The sequence below is a fragment of the Viridibacillus sp. NPDC093762 genome (genome assembly GCF_050279675.1).
In the GTDB taxonomy this organism is placed as follows: domain Bacteria; phylum Bacillota; class Bacilli; order Bacillales_A; family Planococcaceae; genus Viridibacillus.
This window is the reverse complement of sequence record NZ_JBNNUK010000001.1, coordinates 302,088-325,847: the sequence shown is the minus strand read 5'-3', so window position 1 is coordinate 325,847 and position 23,760 is coordinate 302,088. Positions and strand designations below refer to the sequence as shown.

Genomic DNA, 23,760 nt, shown 5'->3' with positions numbered 1-23,760 from the left:
TTTAACAAAACAATATAATTATAAGCGTATACTAGTAAATAAGGCTACTCAGTTAAAAAAACTGAGCAGCCTTATTTATCACATCATTATTCTTCATGTAATTGAAAGTCGGAGATAATATTTAAATATATACTGCAATATCTTTCACATAAACAGCGGTTCCTGTAATCGCTATTGTAATATCCTCATTATTCTCAACATGGACAATTACTCTACCATCTTTATCTAATTCTTGACCTTGCTCAACAATCAAATCATACTGCCCTTTTCTCTCAGGAAGTAAATACGTTGCAACATAAGCACCCATAACACCCGATGCTGTCCCTGTCACTGCATCTTGAATAGTACCTGAAATAGGAGAGGAGAAATGCCTTGCATGCATATCCGCATCCTCAGAAAAAGCTTTCAGTGAGAAAGGATGTAAAGATGCATTCGGCATTTCTTTTAATATAGAAGGAAATGTTGTTGTTTTTGGTTCCATTTTTGCAAAGGCATCCATATTTTTAATAGGAATACATAGTGTCCAAATCCCCGTATTACCATAAACAATTGGATATTCAGCATGGATATCTTCTATAGTAATACCAATTGAAGTGGCTAAATCTTTGATAGATCCACCAAAAGGTTTAAATCGCGGTTTTGCATGCTCCATCCTCATATGATATGTTTTTTGTTCTTCAGTTAACTGAATCGATAGTATGCCCGCTTTTGTTTCAATTGTTAAATTACGTTTAAATTCGATATATTTCTCTGTAACAAGAGCAAAAATAGTAGCCATTGTGGCATGACCACATAAATCCATTTCATGCCCTGGAGTGAAATACCGAATACGAAGATCCGCAACATTGGATTTCACGGGAAAAGCACATTCATTAAAACCAACCTTCGATGCGATTTCTTGCATTTCTTCATCGGTTAAATTATCAGCATCTAACACGATTCCAGCTGGATTTCCCTTACCAGGTTTAATTGAAAATGCATCGTATTGCTTAACTATTATTTTCTTCATAAGAACCCCCTTGTGTATCCATAATGTAAATTTACAATTAGATTATCACTGTTTATACATTATTTGTATTATTAAATTAGGTGTATCAACATATATTTGTACTCGACTTAATCTAATTCCTCATTGTATTAGCAATCCTTCTAAACGAAGTTTCACATCTGACCATTCTGAATCTATAATGCTATATATTACCGTATTACGGATTGTACCATTTGACCGGATCATATGATTGCGTAAAATCCCTTCCTTTTTTGCTCCCAATCTTTCAATTGCTGCCTGTGAGCGTTTATTCTCGTGATCCGTTTTTATTTGTACTCGATTGACACTTAATTGCTCAAACGCATACTTCAACAATAAATACTTACATTCTGTATTAATAGGCGTTCGCCATTTTGTTGGAGTGAGCCATGTAAATCCAATTTCTAATCGCTTTTGTTTATAATCAATGTCCAAAAACCTCGTAGATCCAATTATTTGATTTGTCTTTTTTTCTATAATAACGAATGGATTTTGGGTGCAATTGATTTTTTCATATAAAGCTTGTTGTATATATTGTTTCATATCCTCAATCGATCTTATTTTCGCCGATGTATATGCCCAAATTTCTTGAAACTGCCCCGCCACATAAAGTCCCTCTAGATGACTATCCTTTAAGGGTACTAGCAATACATGTTCACCTATTAGCTGTATATCTTCCATTACGCTTCACTCCTTTGCTATTATTAAAACAGATTTTGATTTAATGAATAGCACCAAAAAGAAAGGTTCTAACCATACCAGATGAGGTGAAGCTATGACATTGACTATTTATTTTGACCAATCTACAACACCTTTATATATACAGATTTATGAACAAATAAAGGAGTTAATCCAGTCGCAACAGTTAATCGAAGGTTCGAAACTCCCTTCAAAACGCCAACTTGCAAATCAATTACAAGTAAGCATTCATACCGTACAAATTGCTTATGAACAGTTAACTTCTGAAGGTTTTATTTCAAGTCGTGAACGTTCTGGTTATTTCATAGCTCCCTTTCTTGAAGAGTGGCGAATGAAAATAATCCCCACACCAAAAGAAACTTTTAATAATGATGTTATTGAATCTATAGACATCGACTTTAATTCTGGCCAAATTGCACATGATCACTTCCCCTTTAAAGCTTGGCGGAAAATAACAACTAATCTTATGCGCGCTGATATGACTTATCATAGTCCGTGGCACGGAGAAATGTCTCTTCGCGAGCAAATATGTCAATACGTTTATTTATCAAGAGGTGTATCCTGTACAGTAGATCAAATATACATATGTAATGGTATACAAGCCCAGCTCTCCTTACTTTGTCATTATTTTGGCCCAACAGCATCGGTGGGATTTGAAGAACCTGGATTCTCTCGTGCTTACACCATTTTCAATCAGTATAGAATGAAAATTGCTTCAATTCCTGTAGATGCAGAAGGAATGTCCATTCCAAAAGAACCTCTTAGACTGTTATACACGACGCCTGCACATCAATTTCCGCTCGGTATTATTATGCCAATTCAAAGAAGATACGCACTTCTTGAATGGGCATTACAAACAGATGCGTATATTATTGAAGATGACTATGACAGTGAATTTCGTTACAGTGGCAAGCCAATCCCTTCACTTCACAGTTTAGATTACCAAGATCGTGTCATCTATTTTGGCACTTTCTCAAAGTCATTACTTCCTTCATTACGAATAAGTTATATGATTTTACCTAACAAACTGGTAAAGGACTTTAACGACTTTTATACTGAACAAAAATCCACTGTATCGCGCATAGACCAACTAGCTATTGCTGAATTTATGAAGCAAGGTCATTGGGATAAGCATCTGAGGAAAATGCGTACTCTATATCGAAAAAGGCGTGACATCCTCGTTACACAATTAAAACTGAAACTCGGAGAAAATGTTCAAATTATAGGTGAGAATGCAGGCCTTCATTTAATTATTCACTTAAAACTAAACATTTCTGAAGCCTCTGCTATTCAAAGAGGTATGGAATGTGGCGTGAAGATTTATTCTGTATCTAATTATTACCGTACTTCACCAAAGGATATCCTCCTTTTAATAGGTTATGGTGGATTAAACGAAGAACAAATCACGGATGGCATTAATCGTTTAGCCAATGCATGGATTGATTGATATGAATTTAAAAAGGAAAAGGCTACTAAAATCAGTAGCCTTTTTCCACCTCAATACATAGACTTAATATATGTATTTATTATTAGTGTTCAATAATTTTTATCGACTTTTTGTCTGTGTCTATCTCTACAAGTCCTCCTATAGGAAAAGTAAACATAGGCTGAATATGACCAAAGCTTGCATTATACATCACAGGGATGTTCTTCAAAATAGGATGTTTATCAAAGATAAAATGCAAATGCTCTTCAGTAACTTGAGAGTTATTTTGGAATCTACCAATTACTAGTCCCTTTAAGTTGACTAATTTCTCCTGCTGAAGCAAGGAAGTAAAATCACGTGCAAAAGTTAGTGGATCTGTTAACTCATCATCTTCAATAAACAATATGACATCCTTTAAATCTGGCATAAATTCTGTTCCTTGTAGTAAATTGAGAGTACAAAGGTTCCCACCATATAATGTACCATTAGTTAATCCACCATTATAAATTTTCAAACCTTCATTTGGAATTAAGGTGCGATTATCTTGATCTCTAAACCAAGCATCATCACTCCAAACAGCCGACTGTTCAACCTCATAGACTTCTTCTTGCATGAAGCATTTTTTGAAATAAGTCGTTTGATAATCCTGTTCCTTCCGCATTCCAAAACTTGAAAAGTGAGGTCCAGAATATGTGACTAAACCTGTTTTAGCTGTTATTGCCCATGCTAGCGCTGTAATATCGCTATAGCCACATAAGATTTTCGGATTGTTCTTTATTAATTCATAGTTGATATAGGGCAATATCTCATTGACATTAAATCCACCAATGACTGTCAAGATTCCTTTTACATTTGAGTCTGCGAAAGCTGCATGTAAATCTTTCACTCTCGCATGAATTGAAGAAGAGTAATGTAGATCACAATCATATACATGCTCACCAAAGGTCACTTTTAAACCCAATTCCTCCAACTGCTCACTTGCTTCTTGAATACCCTCTTTAGATAAAATTTTCATACTACGACTAGGGGCAATAATACGTATTTCGTCACCCTTTTTTAACTTTGCTGCAATCATTCTAAAGCCAACTCCTTCTTAATTAAGTTTACTAGTACAATATTTTGAAACGTCCATAACTTATAGTAAAACGCTCCATTCTTTTAAAGAATAGTTGTAATAATAAAGAATAGTAAGATTAATATAAATTTTTGTTTTTTTCAATTACCTTTCTTTTTGTTGCCTGCCCTTATCAATTATTTTGAAGTGAATAGCATGATAATGATAGGAGGTGAAATAATGAATTATGAGAAAAAAAGATGTAGTAAGTGCAGTAAATATATCTGTACTTGTGATACTGACCTTGCTCGAGGTCCAAGAGGGTATAAAGGTACTATAGGCCCTGTTGGACATCCTGGCCCTCAAGGACCTAAAGGTGAACGAGGTCCTAGGGGATTCATGGGTCTTCCTGGAGCTGATGGTGAACAAGGACCTAGGGGTCTAAGAGGTATCCCTGGAGAGGCTGGGCCTCCAGGATCTACCGGATCTACTGGTCCTGGCTCAATAATCCCTTTCGCATCAGGTATTCCTGTTAAACTTACAACTTTTGGTGGGCACGTTGGAACAACTAGTTTAATCGGCTTTGGGAACTCTGCATCAAACGTTAAGTTAGATGGGACAAAAATAAATCTTACAGGTTCTGCTGGAGCACTTCTGAATTTTGCATTTTCAATACCTCGTGATGGAAAAATCACTTCGATGGATGCTTTTTTCAGTACTTCAGAGGCTCTATCTCTAGTTAATACTACTATTACAATTACAGCTCAATTATATCAATCAACTACACCAAATAATCTATTCACTCCTGTTCCAGGTGCTTCTGTAACATTATCTCCTAAACTCTCTGGCAATCTTCCTCTAGGTTATGTAAGTCACGGAATCACTACAGGATTAAATATAAAGGTAACAGCACAAACACGACTATTAATGGTATTTTCTACAGCAGCCACTGGTCATTCACTTGATAATATGGTAGCTGGGTATGCTAGCTCAGGTCTTTCAATTAGTTAATTCCTTAAGATTAACTATCTTAAAAACTGTAATTCTTACCTAATAGTTAATGCTGAAAATATCCATAAAATACATCGTTATACAATAAATTAATTTTGGTATTAATTGAAATTATGTGAATATCGCTTAATTAATACCAAATAATATTACTTGAAGATAAAGGCAACTTTTCGTATAAAATAAAACGAAAAGTTGCCTTAATTCGTATTTACTCTATTTAAATTTCGCTAATATTACAATTCTTTTTTTAATAATAAACATTTGATTTATTAAAGCTCTTTGGAGTTTTCTATGAGTTAAGGAGAGTTTGAAGTATCCTTTGCTATTAACTTTAAAATTATTAAATACCATTATTAATTTTTATAATGACAATATCACTAGCTAGCCTAATCAATTCAATAATAAGTACTCCCTTATAATACAAGTGGCCGAATTGGTATTTGGTCTATAGCAGATTCCTATTTCGATTCACAATTATCCAAAAACCCAATTACTGAAATTTCAACAACATCTGCAACAGGAAATTATTTCTTGAACTATTAACTATGCAACAACTGCTTCTAAAAGTGTAAGTTTAGGTGCGGCTATATACTATTCAGAGGTAGATGAATTTAGTATTTTATAAAAAGGTGTCTTTTTATATGTAAATAATCTATTTGATAACTCACCATTTTCATAGAGGCGAAAAATGAATTATTATCGGTTATTATCTACAGTAATTAAATTCAATGTATAATGTTCAAATTCCGTGTCGTAAACAAATCCATGCTTTTCATATAACTGTTTAGCATTTATATTCGTGAGAGCAGTTTCTAATGTTAAATAGCTAGCAATTGTTTGTCTACCTAGTTCCATTGCTGATTGTAATAATTGCTGTGCAACGCCAGATTTCCGATTATTTTTTTTCACGAACAAGTCATTTAATATCCATGCTTTTTTCATTGATATGGAGGAGTAAGTTGGATAAAGTTGTGTAAATCCTACATACTCCTCTCCCTTTTTCGCTACAAATATGACTGAATCCTTATTAGTTAGTCGGCTGTGGATGAATTTATAAGCTCCTTCTATATTTGTTTGTTGCTTATAAAATTGGCGATACATATCGAATAACCCCGCTACGCCAACTGTATCAGATAGATCTGCTTGATAAACTTTCACTTTATTATCCTCCTTTAAAAATTACAAGACCCTTGAACAACAAAAACAACTCCTCGTATGAAGCAGAAGTTGTCTTTGGCATTTAAAGTGATTGTGCAATAGGTTCTTTGCTTATTTCAGGCATTAAATTATCTACAATAATACTATTTACTGCATTAATATAAGCTAAAGCACTTGCCTTAATGACATCTGTATCCGTTGCTTTTGCAATATATTTTTCGCCTTTATATTCTACTTGTAATTTTACTTTTCCTAATGCTTCTTTCCCTCTAGATACACTGCTAATTTTATACTCTAATAATTTGATATCGATATCAATGATTTCTTTAATCGATGAGTAAAGTGCATCAATTGGACCGGATGCTACTGTAGTGCTGCTTTTGAAAATCTGATCTCCCTTTTTTATTTTAACGCTTGCTGATGGGAAAATTGTATTACTAATTACTTGCAAATCCAACAACTCATAAAAATTTTCACTGTGATGGTGAATTTCTTCATTCATGTCATGACGCGCAAAATACTTCTCTACAATGATATATAAATCGTGGTTATATACTTCTTTTTTCGCATCAGCCAATACTAAAAAGTCAGCAAAAATTTCTTCAAATTGATCATCTGTTAGCTTATTAAAGGCTAGTTTTTCGAGTGCATTTTTCACTGCATGACGTCCAGAACGGGCAGTTAGAACAAGCTCCATATCATCTAATCCAACTTCAGTAGGACTAATAATTTCATAGGCATCACGTGATTTTAGTAAACCATCTTGGTGAATACCAGAAGAATGTGCAAAGGCGTTATCTCCTGTAATGGCTTTATTCACCTGTACATCAAGTCCCATTAGGCTACTTACAAGCTTAGATGTGTTCATAATTTCCTTTGTATTAATATTTGTGTTTGCATTGTAGAAAGGTGAACGTGTATTTAATGCCATAACAACCTCTTCTAATGCTGCATTTCCAGCTCGCTCTCCTATTCCGTTAATCGTACACTCCACTTTATCTGCTCCATTTTTTATAGCAGCTAATGTATTTGCTGTAGCCATACCTAAATCATTATGACAATGTACACTTAAAAGTACTTTTTCATTCAGATTTTTTAGACGGTCATTTAATTTGAATATAAGTTCACCGAATTCCTCTGGCACTGCATAACCAACTGTGTCTGGGACATTAATCATCGTAGCACCAGCCTTGACAACGGCTTCAATTGTCGACCATAAGTATTCAAACTCAGAGCGTGATGCATCTTCTGTAGAATACTGCACTTCTGGTAAAAGTGTCTTAGCATATTTAACAGCTTCAACCCCAATATCTAGAATTTGATTTTTTGATTTACCAAATTTCTTTTCAACGTGAATGTCTGAAGTACCAAGAACCATATGAATTAACGGCTTCTCAGCATACTTTACGCTATTATAAACCGCATCGATATCTGCTTTAACAGCACGCGCTAGGGCAGTAATCATAATATTATCAGTATCCCCAACCTTCATCGCAATTTCTTTTACCGCATTAAAATCTCCGGCTGACGATGCTGGGAAACCCGCTTCAATAATATCAACTTGCAATTTCTTTAACTGATGAGCTACTTCTAGTTTTTCGTATAAATTCAGTTTCGCCCCCGGTACTTGTTCCCCATCACGTAAAGTTGTATCAAACACCCATATTTTTCTCGACATTTCACATACACTCCTTTTCTTTTTTAAATAATAAAAAGCCCCGCCTCTATAGAAACTATAGAGACGAGGCTGTGCTCGCGGTACCACTCTAATTGATCCATGCCTAATACATAAACCCACTCACTTCGATGGCTATCACCATCTATTCTTTTAACGGCAGAATCCCGACATCCGATACTATTATTTCACGGAGTAGCTCTTGGACGAGTTCAAAGGCAAATAACTACCGGTTCTCACCAACCACCGGCTCTCTGAAGAGCTTATTTATCCTTTTACTATTTCCAATCATCGCTTACTGATTATTTGATTAGTTTTGATTCTAACCCTTGAATTCATTTTCGTCAATACAATTATCAGAAAAGTATAAATTTAATTTTATGCATATTTTTGATATCAAAATTAGCATTGTGCACCACTAAAAAGTCACCTTTTCTAAAATCGAAAAACTCTAGTAAGATATTTTCTTTCGGTAAAGCTTCATTTAATTTAGCTTTCGTAATTCAAGTTAATTGAGTTATAAATCTATAGATTTCGTTATCCGGTTTTCAATACTTTCATATCTATCTACAATTTTATTATCACGCACTTTTAAAGCAGCTAATTCAATTATTTCTTCATAAGTTGGATCTAATTCTAGTTTTAATATCGAAAATACAATAATCTCTAGGTAAATCGATAACACTTTTTTTAGTTTTTCATTTATGATATAACAATTTATTCCAAATACAATTTTTATGCCGTACATTTTAATCAGCTCCTTATACCTTATGTAGAGCAACATTAATAGCATACATATATTAAAGTAATAAACTCATAGTATTGGATAATTTTTACCCTTTTATTTTAAAAAGGCTTAATTTAAATGAGTGACCGGCATCATTTAATTATAGGCATTTAGAAATAATTACACATTCAAGGCCTATAGCAATACACATTAATCGCATAATAATAATAATAAAGAATCTTTATGTAGAGAGCATGATTTCATTAGATATCAAATAGGTAAAAAGGATTAGTTTTTTTAAAATTTTCAAGTGTAAAACGACACCAATTTGATATTTAAAACTATTTGTAAGATTTCACTATTAATTATGATTGATTTCTTTATTTCTAGAGAGTGAGGTAGAACATGAAGAGTATCATATTTATTGAAACAACAAAATCTGGATCAAGTAGAGAGGCTATAAAAGCTGCTGCACGATTAGGATTTCTCACAGTATTGTTAACTGAAAGAGAGAGCTTTATGGTGCAGCGAAAAGAATTTCCAGATGTTTCTCAAATGATCCATACCAAAAAAATAACCGAGGATTTTATTCGAACTAAGTTAAGACAGCTTCAACAACAAGGGAAAATTATAAACGCTATTGTTAGCTTTGTGGATCCATTTGTATCACTTGCTGTACAGCTTATGAATGAATTATGTGAGTCGGGTATCTCTGTAGAAGCTTTAAAATTAATGGAAGATAAGACGGTGTTGAGAACAGCATTAAGGGAGAATGCAACGACTCCTTATTTTGAGGTATACCAACCAACAGACGACTTGAAGCACTTTATTAATAGAAGTTATCATTTTCCGCTAATTATAAAATCAGCAGTGTCAAAAGGGTCAAAGGATGTCCATTTAGTCGAAAATGAATTTAATATGAAAACGGTAATGAAGAAAATTTTAACACTCTATCCTAATCAAAATATACTACTCGAGGAATACTTAGACGGGCCACAGTATTTAGTTGAGCTTCTTGTGCATAATGGTAAATTAACTGTTGTCGCTGTTTTCAAACAAGATATCACAAAAAAAATAAAATTTATTATAACAGGTTATGATTTACAGCTAACTCTAGAGGAAGACCTATATGATGAGCTTTATAATGCGGTTGAATCGATAATAAACGACCTAGGTGTAACGAATGCTGCTTGTCATATTGAAATTAGATATGTAAATGGAAATTGGAAGTTAGTTGAGATTAATCCTAGAATATCTGGCGGTGCAATGAATCGAATGATAGAGGAAGCATTTGGAACTAATCTAGTGGAAGAAACGATCAAGCTTTATCTAGGTTATGAACCTGACTTGAAAAGAAAATTCGAAAAACCTATATATACCCATTATTTAACAAGTAACTCTTATGGGCATCTTTTAAAGGTTACTGGTAAAAATAAGGCTGCTAAGCAACCTGGAGTTAGAGAAGTTTATATAAAGCCCCGTAAAGGTGCAACTATAATGCCCCCACTATCAATGGGGCATCGTTACGGATACGTTATTGCGTCCGGAGATTCGTCGGATGAAGCAAAGAGAAACGCAGTAAATGCTGCGAGTAATATTAAATTCTATTTGGATCCGATATAGGAGTGGGATGAAATGGTTACAGTTGGTATGCTTTATTATAGAAAAAATCCTCTAAAGGTTAAAAGAGCTTATTTTTGTGCTGCCGTTGCAAAAATGGAGGGTATAGAATTTTATTACTTTTCACCAAGAAATGTTAAATTTGAAGATAAAATTATTCATGGCTATGTATACGAGAATGGAAATTGGCTTCAAAAAGAAATGCCGTTTCCAGATGTAATTTATAATCCTTCCAGTTTGAAGACATCATATCAGAAAAAACTATATTCGCAGCTAAAAAAGATTATTCCTTTCACGAGTCATCCAATAGGAAACAAAATGAAAGTATGCAAAATTATAAGTAAGATACCGGAGTTTACAAATTATTTAATACCATCTAACAAGATCAAAGAGCCTCAAGAAGTTTTTAATGCAATTAAAGACTTTAATAAAATCGTTGTAAAGCCTTTAAAGGGTAATAATGGAAAACATGTACGATTTATTGAGCGGAACGGGGATAAATTTGACCTTGTAGAAGGAACCAAACGCAAGACGATTGATGAAGCTGAACTTCATTTAGAAATTGAGGCTATTATAAGTGAGAAACCATTTCTAGTTCAGCCTTATATATCAAGCAGGACAAAGGATGGACTTCCCTTTGATTTCCGAATTCATGTTCAAAAAAATGGGTCAGGAACATGGGTTACTACCTTAATTTATCCACGTATTGGATCTAAAGATGGGATTATAAGTAATATTAGCAGTGGAGGCTATACTGGGAATCTCGAAGATTTTTTTAAAAGAGAATATGGGTTAAAGGGGTATGATATTCAAAAGACTCTTGAACATTTTGCTGCTCGTTTTCCAAAAAAGTTTGAAGCCATGTATAAAAAACAACTAGATGAGCTCGGGATTGATATAGGAATTGATGAAAATAAAAAGATTTGGATATATGAAGTAAATTGGAGACCAGGTTATGGTCATCGAGGGTTTGCTGCTGCAATGAATACAATTCCTTATGCTGCCTATCTTGCCATTCAAAAAAAGAAAGAAGGATAAATCAAAATCATTCTATCCCCAGCACCTTTGCCCACCTTACACTATATAATACTATTAATTTATCTTTCACACTGAGAGGAGGTTGAGTGGGTATGGATAAAGCAAGTAACATTTGCCTTGCGATGAAAAAATTACAGAAGGAACAAAGAATATTATCTGAAATGGACATAGATTTTCAGTTCATATGTAGCCTCCAAAAATTTGATACTATCCCCTTTATGCTTTTCACCAATGACAGTCAAAAGCCATTTTCGGCTTTTTTCAACTGCATAAAAACTTCTTTTTTTCGATTAGAAAAACTGGATGAGGAAACATGCTGTGCGCTATTGACACTACTTGAACCTGTTGATATGGACGGATGTCCAGTTGACTCACATGAAGATGTTTTTTCCCTTCGAAAAACAAAAGAATGTATTATAGTTGTTTTAAATTGCTTTTGTGCAATTAATCCGCTTCCGCTAGCGCTTGTAAACAAACCACTACCCATTATTGAACCTAAATGTTAGTACTATTTTGTCTATGGCAACCGGACGGCTTAGCGATCATGAAACCGTTGAACAGTTAAAACCACAAGCCATTTGTAAAGAATGGTTTGTGGTTTTCGATTATATCATATCTTCATTATTAGCCACTTTGGCTAATAATAAAGTTGGATCATTCATCAGAATATCTGCGAAAAAAATGGATAATATTGTATTTACAAGTAGTGTTGTACCCTATGCAACGATAGATTTATTCAATAAAATTGTTTGTAATAGTCTTCCCCATTTTATTTAGAGCCACCCTTTCCTTTTCCCGCTAAGAATTCAACCAGACATTTTACATAAAATATACTTGAATAGATAGGAACTAACTTAATGCATGATATGTTTAAACAAAAGAATAGTTTTAATGATTTCCCCTTACCTTGATAATGTTTCAAAATTGAGGAACCTGTAGACTATTTACATGTTTTTAAGACGGCTATTCGAGATAAAAGTCCAAGCATTAATAGGAAATATGAATACTCTAAGTAAGGGAACACGAGGTTTTTTTATTATGTATGTGGGGGATAAAGAAAATGAATATTCAATGGATGGAATCAATAAAGGAAAACCAAATGGTATTATCTGAATCATTGTTTGATAGCCTATCACAACCTAAAGTGTTAACAATACATTTTGGTTCATTTGAAATAGAGTTAAATGTACTCAAAGATGTAGATATTAAGGAAGAAACAATTGGATTACCCATGGGCCTCAGTAGCTCATATACAATTCCAACCGAATTACCATACGATTGTTTATTAAAAGAGGGCCATATTTATCTCGGCCCAATAATGGCTTTTATCGTTACAGGTACACTGAAAAACTATAGCGATAAAACGCTTTCAATCTATTTACCTAGATTTAAAGAGTATGAAGAAACTAAAGGGTTAATTTTTATTTGTACTAAAGAGTCTATTAACGTTAAAGATTCACGAATAGCAGGATATTATTATTCTCCTAATGGGACTGAAAACGGGGGTCAGTGGGGATATGGGGAGTTTCCTCTACCTGATGTGATTTTTAATCGGTCGTTTATAAAAAAGCGTACTATTTCAGAGTTACAAAAAAAACTTGGGGATGTACTTTTTAATTCTTTCTATCTAAACCTGGATAAGTGGCTAATTTGGAGGTATTTATCAAAACAGATACAGCTAAGAAAACATTTGCCGTATACAGAAAAATACACCGATGTTAACCAATTAACTGCATTACTTAAGGAAAACGATGCGCTTTATATAAAAGCCCGAAGAAATTCACGTGGTAGAGGTATCTTTCATTTATGTCGGACAAATAATGGTTTTATGGTTCGTGATTCAATGCAACACTCTACGTTCCTGGAAAATAAGAGACAATTAAAAAAATTTCTTGATAGTAATATTATTTCCCCTTCGATTGTACAGCAGCCCGTACCATTTAGATATGGAAAACGAGTGCTAGATTTTAGGGTTTATCTCCAAAAGAATGATAAAAAAGAGTGGATATTCCAAGGTTTTACAACAAGGATTTCTAAGGAAGATAGCGTTGTGACAAATACCATTGGCAGGGAAAATCTGCTAACTGGTAAAGAAGCTTTGTCTACTATTTACCAATTAGACGAAGAATCAGCCCTGAGAATTGAAAACGATATGGTTGAGCTAGTAAAGTCAGCTGTTCAAGTTTACGAGGAACGAGGGATGCATATTGCAGACATAGCTGCCGATATCATTTTAGATGATAATCTCCATTTATGGCTACTTGAGTTGCAATTGAACTATGCAGCAGAAAAAAAGGCATATGAAATCCCTTCTGAAATTTTCCACAAGATTATGACCACCCCGTTTAAATATGCTAAAGCAATTACTAAATATGGTGAGTCATAATCTATCTTTATCCAAAAAAAATAAAAGGAGGTGAAAAAATGGATATTCAATGGGTATTAACAGATAAAAAAAATCAAATTTACCTTTCACAAGATATAGTGACTAATTTTTCAAGTAAGGAGAAAATTGAAATACAGTTTGGACAGTGGAAATGTGAAGTTTCAGTCGAATTGAATGCTGATCTGCCAATAAATACAATAGCAATTTCAAAAGATATTATGGAACGATATAACATTCCGATGGAGCTCCCTTATGAAATCGTGATAGATAACAATACAATAAAAATTGGTCCTGTAATTGGCATAATGATTTCGTATAAAAGGTTTTTTAACCAAGAGCGCATTGGGAGAACAATTGACTATAAAAATATAAAGGGGTTACTCTTTGTTTGTAGACTAAAAGATATCAATTTAGAAGAAAAAACGATTAATGGTTACTATTATAACCCAAGTGGTAAAACACAAAAAACACAATGGTTAGAAGGAACATTTCCATTTCCGGATGTAATATATAATAGGAGAAAAAAATTACCTGTCGAGTTGTATAACCGATTAACCCAACATGATGTTGAGGTTTTTAATTCTCACTATTTAAACAAGTGGCAGCAGTTTGAAGTGTTCTCCGAAAATCCTAATCTAGAATCTTTTTTACCGAAAACAACCAAATTATCGAAGTCCTCTTTAATCAAAATGTTAGAAAATTATAACGAAATCTATGTTAAGCCTACAACAAGAGCTAATGGAGAAGGTATTAGGGTAATTGAAAAAAAAGAAAATGGATATTCCTTAAAAGAAAACGACTCAAGTAGTCAGAGTTTTTTTAATGTAAATTCTCTTTATAAAGCATTAAAAAGAAAAAACTATGTACTTCAACAATCTGTCGCTTATAAAACAGAAAATAGAAATGTGGATTTTAGGGTAGTTTTACAAAAGGATGCAACTAAACAATGGAATAGTCCAGGTTTTACATGCAAAGTTTCAAATGAAAATAGTATTATTACGAATTTCCATAATAGATATACTATGCTTTCTGGATTGGAAGCATTAACTTCTATTTATCATTTATCTCCCGAACAAGCAAAAGAGAAAGAGAAAGAGATGGTTCAACTATGTGAAAGTCTAGCAGAAACCATTGAAGAAAAAGGCGTTCACCTTGGAGACGTGGCCTTTGATATTATAGTTGATTCAAACCTTAAACTATGGGTTTTAGAAATCCAAATACGCTATAGGGCATTTAGAAAAAGAGAAATAGATGCTGAATTATACTATAAAAGTATGGTAACTCCACTCTACTACGCTAAAGCATTAGCTGGATTTTAATAATATATTAAATGGAAAAATTATGAGTACTAGGTACCAACACAATTCTTTATCGTTTGGATTATTTCGGTGACCATAGTCACCGACACAAATGCTTTTCACCAATGACAGTCAAAAGCCATTTTCGGCTTTCTCCAAATGTAAAAAAATCCGGGTTTTCGATTAGAAAAAATGGATGCAGAAACTTGCTATATGCTATTGATACTACTTGAACCTATTGATATGACAGGTTGTCCAGTTGACTCACATGAAGATGTTTTTCCCTTCGAAAAACAAAAGAATGTATGATAGTTGTTTTAAATTGCTTTTGTGCAATTAATCCGCTTCCGCTTCCGCTAGCGCTTGTAAACAAACCACTACCCATTATTGAACCTAAATGTTAGTACTATTTTGTCTATGGCAACCGGGCCGTATAGTGATCATGAAACTATTGAACAGTTAATAACACAAGCTATTTCGTGAGAAATTGGACTCCTGAATTACTGAGACAACATGAAACACCTACCTAAATGTTACACTAGTTAAAAGTGCATATAATGGTGGTGTTTTTTGTTGAAAAAACGTATATTCAATACGGGAGTACGACGATATATCGACAATCATCCATTTATTTAATAGCGAGATTGTTACCTTCAGGCTTTACAGCCAATAGCAAACGCCACTGGTATTTGATACGTTATAAGAAGCTTTAAGCAATCGTACCCATCCTAAAAGGGTTACCATCTATTCGGATCAAGGCAGCATCTACACATCGTAAGCTTCTCATAACTACGTGAAAAAGAATCACCTAGTTAATAGTATGTCTAGGTACGGACACTATCGGAACAATGTAGTAATTTAATCGTTTCATTTTAGTTTGAAGTCCGAGGAATTTAAGTATTGTAAATTCAATTCCTTACCCAATTTGAAAATGATTTTAAAAATCGATGACCATCTACAACATTATAATGAAAAACGAATTCAAGAAGAAACAGGCTACCTTTCTCAAGTAAATTATAATGAAAAAGCAGCCTAAAGTGTGTTATATATGTGTCTCCATATCGCTAGGTATTTAAAATGGTTTGTGGTTTTTTCATGGTCCCATCGCACAGAGATTCTGGCTGGTCTCCCCATTCTATTTAGAAGTCCCATTTCCATTATCCTCTGGGAATCCTGCAAGATATTTTGCATAAAACATTCTTGAATTTTTGATTTTAGAAACTGCATCACTAAACCCAACTTTTGAAAAACTTCTAAAGCCTGGGGAAAAGTTATTTAGTTCAATTATCCAAATGTGGCGGTGGCGGTCAATAGCGATATCAACCCCAGATTTAAATATGTTTTCATGTTTGTCAATCTCTCCGGCAGCTTTAATAGCAATATCGGTCATTATTTGACGGATACTTACCATCTCAGCTTCAGTTAGATGAAGAGATGTTAGCAGTAAAGATTTCGCAAATTCTACCTTACCTCCATTTGAAAGGTTGCTAACTATACTTCCTTTGATGCCCTTTCTACCTATCATACCCACATCTTCCCATAAACCACTCTGATTTTTTATAAGAGCAATTCTAAAATCAATGGTATGGTTTTTTTCTAATTCTAAGTCTATTCCTTGCTGTATAATATATTTCTTACTTTTGAACTTAGATTTAACATAATCAAGTAGTTCATGTTCAGAGGAAAAAATTATAGTTTTATTTTTTTTATTCCTTCGATATTTAACACAATATTGATTAGATTCTGCAACGAATTTTTCGATACCAATTCCCTGTAATCCTGATAATGGCTTTACATAAATTGTACAAAAGGTTTTCAGATGTTTTATAATATCTTCAGGCTTTTTATATAAGAATGTTTTAGGTAAATGAGGAAGCAATTGTTTATTCGAACTAAGTCGTTGATACATTTTCCATTTATTAAGAGTAGCTAAATGAAAAAAACGTGAACCATAGAGATTTTTTAAATATTTTTTTCTTTCTCTCGATAACAACGTTCGTTTTACGATTACAGTTGGAAATGGGAAATTACCACTTTCCCACTTTTTTGAAGAAGGATTGTAAATATAACCGTTTACCTTAGAGTTATTTCGATCTATCCCCTCCCAAGAAAATGCTACAATAACCCCTCTAATTAACGGGTACTGTTTAATAACATGTTTAAGCCTCTTTTTACTCTTATTTAGAACCTCTTGGGAATCCGCAACCAATATACCAATAAACGGACCTATAATTATACGCCCGTTTTGAATTGATATTTCGTAATCTACCCCTAAAGGAAGTTGCAAGTTTTCTATTACAGTGTTTGATAACCCTATCTCATTCTCTTTTAATGTATTTAATGATTTACAAGTAACCTCCATTTCTTGTAGACCAAAGTGAATAGTACTTGTATGCATAGTTTCGTCTATCATTTTACTTTGGTTAGGATAGAATAAAAGACATTGACTATCGTTATTTATTGGAACTATATTGTAAATATTACTCATACGATTTACTTCTAACATAGTTTGTATCACCTCCTTTATTAGATTATGCAAGGGGGTAATAAGTGTATATGCGAATATCCCTTAAACATGATAATATCCATTATTTCGAAGCGGCTATTGGTTCTGTATATTCGAGATGTTTTTTTGTTCTTGGATAATCCACCAAGCATTGATAAGGAACATGAATACTATGAACTGTGTCGATCTAGTACTATACTAACCTCTACCAAGCATTAATAATCTTACTCTGAATGTTAGTACCAACCTCCTTAATTCCCCTTATAAAAAAAGTGCATACTCCTTACTATTAATCTAGTTTCTATAGCATTGTGAATTTTCTAAATAAAAAGTACAATTGGTAATATATTTGATGAAACTATACATATTTCTAGGAGGAACAACTTTGAGCAAAATTCGAATTGGTATCGTAGGTTATGGTAATTTAGGACGTGGTGTTGAAGGGGCAATTGCGCAAAACCCTGATATGGAACTCGTGGCAGTGTTCACTCGTCGAGATCCTTCTTCTTTAAAAATCGCGAGTGCTAATGTGCCAGTACATGCTTGGAACGATGCAGAAAAATTTAAAGACGTCATTGATGTTATGATTCTATGTGGCGGATCTGCTACGGACTTACCGGAGCAAGTACCTCATTTCGCACAATGGTTTAATACAATTGATAGTTTTGATACACATGCCAACATTCCAGCTTTCTTTGATTCAGTAAATGCAGTTGCAGAACCTGCAAACAAAGTAAGCATCATTTCAGTTGGTTGGGATCCAGGTCTATTTTCATTAAACCGTCTTCTAGGAGAAGTAGTATTACCTGTTGGCAATACTTATACTTTTTGGGGTGATGGCTTAAGTCAAGGCCACTCTGATGCAGTTCGTCGTATTGACGGTGTTAAAAATGCAGTGCAATATACATTACCAATTGAAGAGGCAGTAAATCGTGTACGCAACGGTGAAAACCCTGAATTAACTACTCGCGAAAAACATGCCCGTGAATGTTTCGTTGTTTTAGAAGATGGCGCAGATGCAGTGAAAATCGAAGAACAAATTAAAACTATGCCAAACTATTTCTCTGATTATGATACAACTGTAAATTTCATCTCTGAAGATGAAATTGCTACAAATCATAGCGGTATGCCACATGGTGGGTTCGTTATTCGAAGTGGTGAATCTAACGTTGAGCATAAGCAAATTATGGAGTTCTCTTTAAACTTAGAAAGCAATCCATACTTCACATCAAGCGTCCTAGTTGCCTTTGCACGTGCTGCTTACAAGCTTAACAAAGCTGGCGACAAAGGAGCTAAAACGGTTTTCGATGTACCTTTTGGCTTGTTGTCACCAAAATCAGCAGAAGAACTTCGTAAAGAATTATTATAAGAGATTAATAATAAAAGGCTGACTCTGTCTTCATGACAAGTCAGCCATTATTTATATTATCAAGACTCACTAAAAAGCTTCCGTTATATTGACTTTTATCCTCTCGACAACTATGATGAATAGTGATTCTTACAAAAGACTCAATAATCTCAAACAAGAAACCTTATGATGCCTTCTATCAATTGAAGTGCCCGTAAGGTTTTTTGTTATTCTACCGGATTTTATTAACTGAATACTCAATCATTATTTTTGGTTATGCAAATTGCTTCATTTACTGTTGAAGGGTTGCTCGCGAGAATGATCTTAAAAAAGAAGAAAAAGTGAAGTCTATCAAATGGTTCAATTCATTCCACTAGTCATTGTTCCGCAAATTTTCTTTACAGGATTATTTCCACTGGATGGCATGGCGGATTGGTTGCTTTCAATCGGTAAAATCATGCCACTTTACTACGCCGTAGATGCTCTTACGGACGTTATGTATAAATGGGTTGCATTTGCAGATATCGCTATCGACCTCGGTCTATTGCTATTATTTTCGGTACTATTCATTTCCTTAAATTTCATTGCGCAAAAAAATACCGAGCTATCTAATATCGTCTACAAAAAACAACACGCTCTAAAAAACGAGCGTGTTGTTTTTATTTTATTCTACAGAGACATTCTTTAAATCATCAGCTTCTGTTGGATGTGCTTTAAAGTCTTTTACTGATTTAGATACTGCTAATAGTGGTGTGGAATGTATTAATGGTAATACAGGTGCTTCTTTATGCAAAATAAGCTGAATTTGTTTATATATCTCTTTACGTTTTTCTACATCCTGTTCAGAACGACCAGCTTGCAGAAGCTTTTGAACTTCATCATTTGAAAACTGAGAGTTATTTAAAGATCCATCACGATCAAAGAACAAAGATAATAAATTGTCAGGATCACCATTATCACTTGTACCACCAAGTAAAAATAAATCTGCTTCCCCTTCTTTTGTTTTCTCTAAATATGTCGCCCATTCGAATGACACAATTTTCGTTTTAATCCCCACATCTGCTAAATTCTTCTGAATCGCCTCAGCAACCTTTTGTCCATCCGGCATATATGGACGCGGTACGGGCATTGCCCATAATTCTAATTCTTTACCATCATAAGTAGACTCTTTCAACAATGCTTTCGCTTTTTCAGGATTATAATCATATAAAGGGGTATCTTCGCTATAACCTAAAGCTGTAGGTTGCACCGGATTTTTTGCTACTAATGCTTTTCCTTCAAAGAATGTGTCCGCAATTACTTGGCGATCTACTGCATGGCTAATCGCCTGACGTAACTTTATATCTGTAAATGGCGCTTTATTTGTTGTCATCCCTAAATATCCTACATTAAATGAAGGCCGTTCCATTAAAATAATTTGGTCATTTTGTTCAACTGTCGAAATAGATGCAGGAGCTACACCATCTGCAATATCAATTTCTCCACTCAATAATGCATTTAATCTTGCTGCATTATCTGGCATTGCTTTAAAAATAACTTTATCCATCTTTGGTAATCCATCTTGCCAGTAACTATCGTTTTTTGTCAAAATGACTGAATCATTTCTTTTCCATTCTGAAAATTTGAATGGACCTGTTCCTACAGGATTTTCTCCAAATTTTTCTCCGTCCTTTTCAAATGCGGTTGGACTTGCAATTGAAAAAGCCACCATAGCTAAATTATTTAATAGCGGAATCATTGGTTTCTTTAATTGGATGATGAATGTATAATCTCCATTAGCTTTTACGCTATCAATAATGTGATTTTTGTCTCCTTTAAAGCCTCCGAACATGTCTGCATAATACGGAAATTGATCCGCACTACCATTCATCCAACGCTCGAAGTTTTTAACAACGGCTTCCGCATTAAAGTCTGTACCATCATGAAATTTAACGTTTTCCTCAAGCGTAAAAGTATATGTCTTACCATCATCAGAGATTTTCGTATCTTTAGCTAAGCCAGGTTGTGTAGATGTATCTTGTTCGCCAAAAACTAATAATGTCTCAAAAATATTGCGTGCTACTTTGAACGATTCACCATCAGTTACTGTACTTGGATCTAACGAAACTGAATCCGCTCCTCGGCCATACACAACAGTTTGTTTGTCCTTGTTATTTACTTTATCAACTGATGATTTTCCACCTTTTGTATCGGCAGATGAACATGCCACCAATAAGAAAATCATAGCCATTACGACAACACTGAATCCTAATCTCTTATTCTTCATAAAACTCCCCCCACACCCTATTTTCTTACTTCTACCAATTATAAATATATTTTCATAATTTTCAAATAATAATATTCATAAAAAATGCCTGCAACCGATTTGTAATCAGTTGTCAGGCAGTTGTTAGCTAAGTTTTTAAAAAATGAAATCTAAAATGTAGAAAATCAATGCAGCCATTGCAGCTGCTGATGGCATTGTAATAATCCAAGTCAAAACAATTTTACGAGCTACTCCCCATTTAACACCTTTCACACGTTGTGCAGATCCTACCCCCATAATAGCGGAAGAAATAACATGTGTAGTACTAACTGGCAAGTGGATTAATGTTGCACCGAAGATAACTGAAGCAGAAGCTAAGTCAGCTGCTGCACCGTTAACAGGGCGCAATTTCATAATTTTACCACCAACTGTTTTGATGATTTTATAACCACCGATCGACGTACCAAGACCCATTGCTATTGCTGCGGAAACTCGAACCCAACCTTGAATATCATCACCAGTTTGTAATCCTGCAGCGATTAGAGCCATTGTCATAATACCCATTGCTTTTTGCGCATCATTCGTACCATGTGTAAACGATTGAAGTGCAGCTGTACAAATCTGTAAATATCGGATTCCTTTATTTGTACGATATAGATTTGCATTTTTGAAAATGACTTTGAATAGAGACATCATCAAGTAACCCGCAGCCATAGCAATAAACGGTGATAATAATAAAGCTTCTAATATTTTCACGAAACCTGAGTAGTTCAAGATACCAAAACCGGCTGCTGCAATAGCAGCACCAGCGATAGCACCAATAATCGCATGAGATGAACTAGACGGAATTCCGTAATACCAAGTAATTAAATTCCAAATAATTGCTGCAAGTAATGCAGCTAAAATGATTACTGAACCATTTGATAATGCGAAAGGATCTACGATGTCTTTCGTAATTGCCTTTGCAACACCTGTAAATGTGATTGCCCCGATAAAGTTCATAACTGCAGCCATTATTACTGCTACTTTAGGTGGCAAAGCTCGTGTCGATACTGAAGTAGCAATGGCATTTGCTGTATCATGGAAACCATTGATAAAGTCAAATGTCAGTGCAAAAATAACAACTAAAACTGTTAATAAGAGTATTGTATCCATTCGTGACTCCTGCTCCTATGCATTACGCATAATAATAGTTTCCATAGTATTCGCTACATTTTGGCAATCATCTGCAATATCCTCTAATTGTTCATAGATATCCTTGAACTTAATCAGTTGGATTGAATCTTTTTCATGCAAGAATAGTTGCTTAATGGATGTACGAAGCACTTCATCACATTTACTTTCATAATCTTTTATTAAAATGGCATGATCACGCATACCAATTAAGTTTTTCGTTTTTAATAAGTCCATTGCTTTTACAATTTCATCAGCACTTTTCACAATATAACCGATAAATGTATTCATTGAATCATCGATATCGATTAATGCAAACATGTCGAAGTGTGCAATACATTCTTCCATTCCATCAAGAACGTCATCCATACTGTTTGCAAGCGCTAAAATATCTTCTCTCTCAATTGGGGTCATAAATGATTTATTCAGCATCACGATTAATTCATGAATGAGAGAATCCCCATCCGTTTCATATTTTTTCATTCGTTTGCTAATTTCTTCTAAGTCTTCCAAACTCTGAATACGGAAATCGTTGGCATAATGCATTGCCTCTTGCACATTTATAGCAATTTTTGCTAAAACCTCAAAGAATGGATCTGGCTTTTTTCGATTAAACATAAATTCCTCCTGAAAAAGTTAGTGTCAAAACATATATTTGTCCTGAACGCTAAATTAGCTTAACAATAATTTAATAGAATATCTGCTATTTTTACATATTCTATTACAACTTTTACAATCCTGTAACATTAGCGTTCACAATTTCGCAAAAAAATTGTTCCAATGTGGAAAATCACATCGTTTCATTTATCGAATATTGTCGAAAAATATACATCCTGTTGTAAAAAAAGACCTTAAATACTAGGCTTAACCCCATGATAAATATAACATACCATTGTCAATATCGAACTTCTTTGTAAACGTTTTATTTTTCGACAAAATACCTACCATTTTAATACAAAATGTAGGTTTTACAATTTACAAAACGAGGAATATTGTCTAAAGGAAAGCCTTTTTGTTGTTGGCGATACGACAAATATGAGTCCCACTTCAAAAACTACAGAATCGTTAAACGTTCGAACGAATTCTTGTATACCTTCAAAGATAAATACACGACAAACAGTTGAATTATACATACCCCACAAACAGCTTCTCTCATCCATGGAAATCCGCAGAAATACCAAAAGAATACGGTAAAAAAACTAATGATAGTAGGGAAAATTGAAAATGAATTATAACAAATTCATTTCATAGTAGTATGTCCAACATAAAAAAAAGCAATCATGTAAATCTCAAATATTGATTTTTTGGCCTATTCCCTATTTTTTGTATTTATTAACAATTACTAATTCACTTCTCTTACTACTTACAG

The 23,760-nt window shown here is 34.0% G+C and carries 19 protein-coding genes, 2 pseudogenes and 1 other annotated feature; of the genes and pseudogenes, 11 read left to right on the top strand and 10 right to left on the bottom strand.

Annotation, left to right across the window (positions count from 1 at the left end):
- Window positions 1-121 precede the first annotated feature (121 nt).
- Window positions 122-1,009 carry a PhzF family phenazine biosynthesis isomerase gene (locus ACQKM9_RS01495; RefSeq protein ID WP_427732026.1) on the bottom strand — a complete coding sequence of 296 codons (888 nt, stop codon included), beginning with the start codon at window positions 1,007-1,009 and terminating at the stop codon, window positions 122-124.
- A gap of 120 nt (window positions 1,010-1,129) precedes the next feature.
- The gene (locus ACQKM9_RS01490; RefSeq protein WP_427732024.1) at window positions 1,130-1,708 is read right to left on the bottom strand and encodes a GNAT family N-acetyltransferase; all 579 of its coding nucleotides are present in this window, start codon (window positions 1,706-1,708) and stop codon (window positions 1,130-1,132) included.
- Window positions 1,709-1,802: 94 nt separating this feature from the next.
- Between ACQKM9_RS01490 and ACQKM9_RS01485 the strand changes: the two genes are divergently transcribed.
- Window positions 1,803-3,173, top strand: coding sequence for a PLP-dependent aminotransferase family protein (locus ACQKM9_RS01485; RefSeq protein ID WP_427732023.1), 1,371 nt, complete (start codon window positions 1,803-1,805; stop codon window positions 3,171-3,173).
- Window positions 3,174-3,255: 82 nt separating this feature from the next.
- Here the strand turns inward: ACQKM9_RS01485 and ACQKM9_RS01480 are convergent, their stop codons facing one another.
- Complete coding sequence (locus tag ACQKM9_RS01480) at window positions 3,256-4,227, bottom strand: S66 family peptidase (RefSeq protein WP_427732021.1); 972 nt, start codon at window positions 4,225-4,227, stop codon at window positions 3,256-3,258.
- 219 nt (window positions 4,228-4,446) lie between these two features.
- Between ACQKM9_RS01480 and ACQKM9_RS01475 the strand changes: the two genes are divergently transcribed.
- The gene (locus ACQKM9_RS01475; protein WP_427732019.1) at window positions 4,447-5,217 is read left to right on the top strand and encodes an exosporium glycoprotein BclB-related protein; all 771 of its coding nucleotides are present in this window, start codon (window positions 4,447-4,449) and stop codon (window positions 5,215-5,217) included.
- Window positions 5,218-5,913: 696 nt separating this feature from the next.
- On the opposite strand, the gene ACQKM9_RS01470 is transcribed toward ACQKM9_RS01475, so the two are convergent.
- From ACQKM9_RS01470 to ACQKM9_RS01460, 3 genes are all read right to left on the bottom strand, one after another.
- The gene (locus tag ACQKM9_RS01470; protein ID WP_427732017.1) at window positions 5,914-6,375 is read right to left on the bottom strand and encodes a GNAT family N-acetyltransferase; all 462 of its coding nucleotides are present in this window, start codon (window positions 6,373-6,375) and stop codon (window positions 5,914-5,916) included.
- 82 nt (window positions 6,376-6,457) lie between these two features.
- Window positions 6,458-8,053, bottom strand: coding sequence for a 2-isopropylmalate synthase (locus tag ACQKM9_RS01465; protein WP_427732015.1), 1,596 nt, complete (start codon window positions 8,051-8,053; stop codon window positions 6,458-6,460).
- 56 nt (window positions 8,054-8,109) lie between these two features.
- Window positions 8,110-8,351, bottom strand: a binding site (T-box leader).
- Window positions 8,352-8,567: 216 nt separating this feature from the next.
- Window positions 8,568-8,798: a hypothetical protein gene (locus tag ACQKM9_RS01460; RefSeq protein ID WP_427732013.1), complete on the bottom strand. Its 231-nt coding sequence runs from the start codon at window positions 8,796-8,798 to the stop codon at window positions 8,568-8,570.
- Window positions 8,799-9,182: 384 nt separating this feature from the next.
- Here ACQKM9_RS01460 and ACQKM9_RS01455 point away from each other — a divergent pair, with 384 nt between their 5' ends.
- The 7 genes and pseudogenes from ACQKM9_RS01455 to ACQKM9_RS01425 form a co-directional block, all read left to right on the top strand.
- Window positions 9,183-10,400 carry an ATP-grasp domain-containing protein gene (locus tag ACQKM9_RS01455; RefSeq protein ID WP_427732011.1) on the top strand — a complete coding sequence of 406 codons (1,218 nt, stop codon included), beginning with the start codon at window positions 9,183-9,185 and terminating at the stop codon, window positions 10,398-10,400.
- Window positions 10,401-10,412: 12 nt separating this feature from the next.
- The gene (locus tag ACQKM9_RS01450) at window positions 10,413-11,435 is read left to right on the top strand and encodes a YheC/YheD family protein (RefSeq protein ID WP_427732009.1); all 1,023 of its coding nucleotides are present in this window, start codon (window positions 10,413-10,415) and stop codon (window positions 11,433-11,435) included.
- Window positions 11,436-11,527: 92 nt separating this feature from the next.
- Entirely contained in the window at window positions 11,528-11,941 is a 414-nt protein-coding gene (locus ACQKM9_RS01445; RefSeq protein ID WP_427732007.1) for a CotY/CotZ family spore coat protein, read from the top strand.
- A 13-nt stretch (window positions 11,942-11,954) separates the two neighbouring features.
- The gene (locus tag ACQKM9_RS01440; protein WP_427732005.1) at window positions 11,955-12,212 is read left to right on the top strand and encodes a hypothetical protein; all 258 of its coding nucleotides are present in this window, start codon (window positions 11,955-11,957) and stop codon (window positions 12,210-12,212) included.
- 283 nt (window positions 12,213-12,495) lie between these two features.
- Window positions 12,496-13,821 (top strand): YheC/YheD family protein, encoded by a 1,326-nt coding sequence (locus ACQKM9_RS01435; RefSeq protein WP_427732003.1) that lies wholly within the window; start codon window positions 12,496-12,498, stop codon window positions 13,819-13,821.
- 38 nt (window positions 13,822-13,859) lie between these two features.
- Complete coding sequence (locus ACQKM9_RS01430; RefSeq protein WP_427732001.1) at window positions 13,860-15,140, top strand: YheC/YheD family protein; 1,281 nt, start codon at window positions 13,860-13,862, stop codon at window positions 15,138-15,140.
- 853 nt (window positions 15,141-15,993) lie between these two features.
- Window positions 15,994-16,155: pseudogene (locus ACQKM9_RS01425) on the top strand (IS3 family transposase); the annotation flags it as partial.
- Between the two features lie 99 nt (window positions 16,156-16,254).
- Here the strand turns inward: ACQKM9_RS01425 and ACQKM9_RS01420 are convergent.
- Window positions 16,255-17,625, bottom strand: a complete 1,371-nt coding sequence (locus tag ACQKM9_RS01420) for a YheC/YheD family protein (protein ID WP_427731999.1) — start codon at window positions 17,623-17,625, stop codon at window positions 16,255-16,257.
- Window positions 17,626-18,010: 385 nt separating this feature from the next.
- Between ACQKM9_RS01420 and ACQKM9_RS01415 the strand changes: the two genes are divergently transcribed.
- Together ACQKM9_RS01415 and ACQKM9_RS01410 are read left to right on the top strand one after the other, a co-directional pair.
- Window positions 18,011-18,994, top strand: a complete 984-nt coding sequence (locus ACQKM9_RS01415) for a diaminopimelate dehydrogenase (RefSeq protein WP_427731997.1) — start codon at window positions 18,011-18,013, stop codon at window positions 18,992-18,994.
- A gap of 328 nt (window positions 18,995-19,322) precedes the next feature.
- A pseudogene (locus ACQKM9_RS01410) lies at window positions 19,323-19,585 on the top strand (ABC transporter permease); the annotation flags it as partial.
- A gap of 52 nt (window positions 19,586-19,637) precedes the next feature.
- Here the strand turns inward: ACQKM9_RS01410 and ACQKM9_RS01405 are convergent.
- From ACQKM9_RS01405 to ACQKM9_RS01395, 3 genes are all read right to left on the bottom strand, one after another.
- A complete protein-coding gene (locus tag ACQKM9_RS01405; protein WP_427731995.1) occupies window positions 19,638-21,239 on the bottom strand; it encodes an ABC transporter substrate-binding protein in 1,602 nt (533 codons plus the stop codon).
- 135 nt (window positions 21,240-21,374) lie between these two features.
- On the bottom strand, window positions 21,375-22,373 hold the full coding sequence (locus tag ACQKM9_RS01400) for an inorganic phosphate transporter (RefSeq protein WP_427731991.1): 999 nt from the start codon (window positions 22,371-22,373) through the stop codon (window positions 21,375-21,377).
- A 15-nt stretch (window positions 22,374-22,388) separates the two neighbouring features.
- A complete protein-coding gene (locus tag ACQKM9_RS01395) occupies window positions 22,389-23,009 on the bottom strand; it encodes a DUF47 domain-containing protein (protein WP_427731989.1) in 621 nt (206 codons plus the stop codon).
- Window positions 23,010-23,760: the final 751 nt, after the last annotated feature.

Coding starts and splice junctions, on each gene's coding strand:
- ACQKM9_RS01495 (WP_427732026.1), bottom strand. CDS start 1,009: ATGAAGAAAATAATAGTTAAGCAATACGATGCATTTTCAATTAAACCT.
- ACQKM9_RS01490 (WP_427732024.1), bottom strand. CDS start 1,708: ATGGAAGATATACAGCTAATAGGTGAACATGTATTGCTAGTACCCTTA.
- ACQKM9_RS01485 (WP_427732023.1), top strand. CDS start 1,803: ATGACATTGACTATTTATTTTGACCAATCTACAACACCTTTATATATA.
- ACQKM9_RS01480 (WP_427732021.1), bottom strand. CDS start 4,227: ATGATTGCAGCAAAGTTAAAAAAGGGTGACGAAATACGTATTATTGCC.
- ACQKM9_RS01475 (WP_427732019.1), top strand. CDS start 4,447: ATGAATTATGAGAAAAAAAGATGTAGTAAGTGCAGTAAATATATCTGT.
- ACQKM9_RS01465 (WP_427732015.1), bottom strand. CDS start 8,053: ATGTCGAGAAAAATATGGGTGTTTGATACAACTTTACGTGATGGGGAA.
- ACQKM9_RS01460 (WP_427732013.1), bottom strand. CDS start 8,798: ATGTACGGCATAAAAATTGTATTTGGAATAAATTGTTATATCATAAAT.
- ACQKM9_RS01455 (WP_427732011.1), top strand. CDS start 9,183: ATGAAGAGTATCATATTTATTGAAACAACAAAATCTGGATCAAGTAGA.
- ACQKM9_RS01450 (WP_427732009.1), top strand. CDS start 10,413: ATGGTTACAGTTGGTATGCTTTATTATAGAAAAAATCCTCTAAAGGTT.
- ACQKM9_RS01445 (WP_427732007.1), top strand. CDS start 11,528: ATGGATAAAGCAAGTAACATTTGCCTTGCGATGAAAAAATTACAGAAG.
- ACQKM9_RS01440 (WP_427732005.1), top strand. CDS start 11,955: ATGGCAACCGGACGGCTTAGCGATCATGAAACCGTTGAACAGTTAAAA.
- ACQKM9_RS01435 (WP_427732003.1), top strand. CDS start 12,496: ATGAATATTCAATGGATGGAATCAATAAAGGAAAACCAAATGGTATTA.
- ACQKM9_RS01430 (WP_427732001.1), top strand. CDS start 13,860: ATGGATATTCAATGGGTATTAACAGATAAAAAAAATCAAATTTACCTT.
- ACQKM9_RS01420 (WP_427731999.1), bottom strand. CDS start 17,625: ATGTTAGAAGTAAATCGTATGAGTAATATTTACAATATAGTTCCAATA.
- ACQKM9_RS01405 (WP_427731995.1), bottom strand. CDS start 21,239: ATGAAGAATAAGAGATTAGGATTCAGTGTTGTCGTAATGGCTATGATT.
- ACQKM9_RS01400 (WP_427731991.1), bottom strand. CDS start 22,373: ATGGATACAATACTCTTATTAACAGTTTTAGTTGTTATTTTTGCACTG.
- ACQKM9_RS01395 (WP_427731989.1), bottom strand. CDS start 23,009: ATGTTTAATCGAAAAAAGCCAGATCCATTCTTTGAGGTTTTAGCAAAA.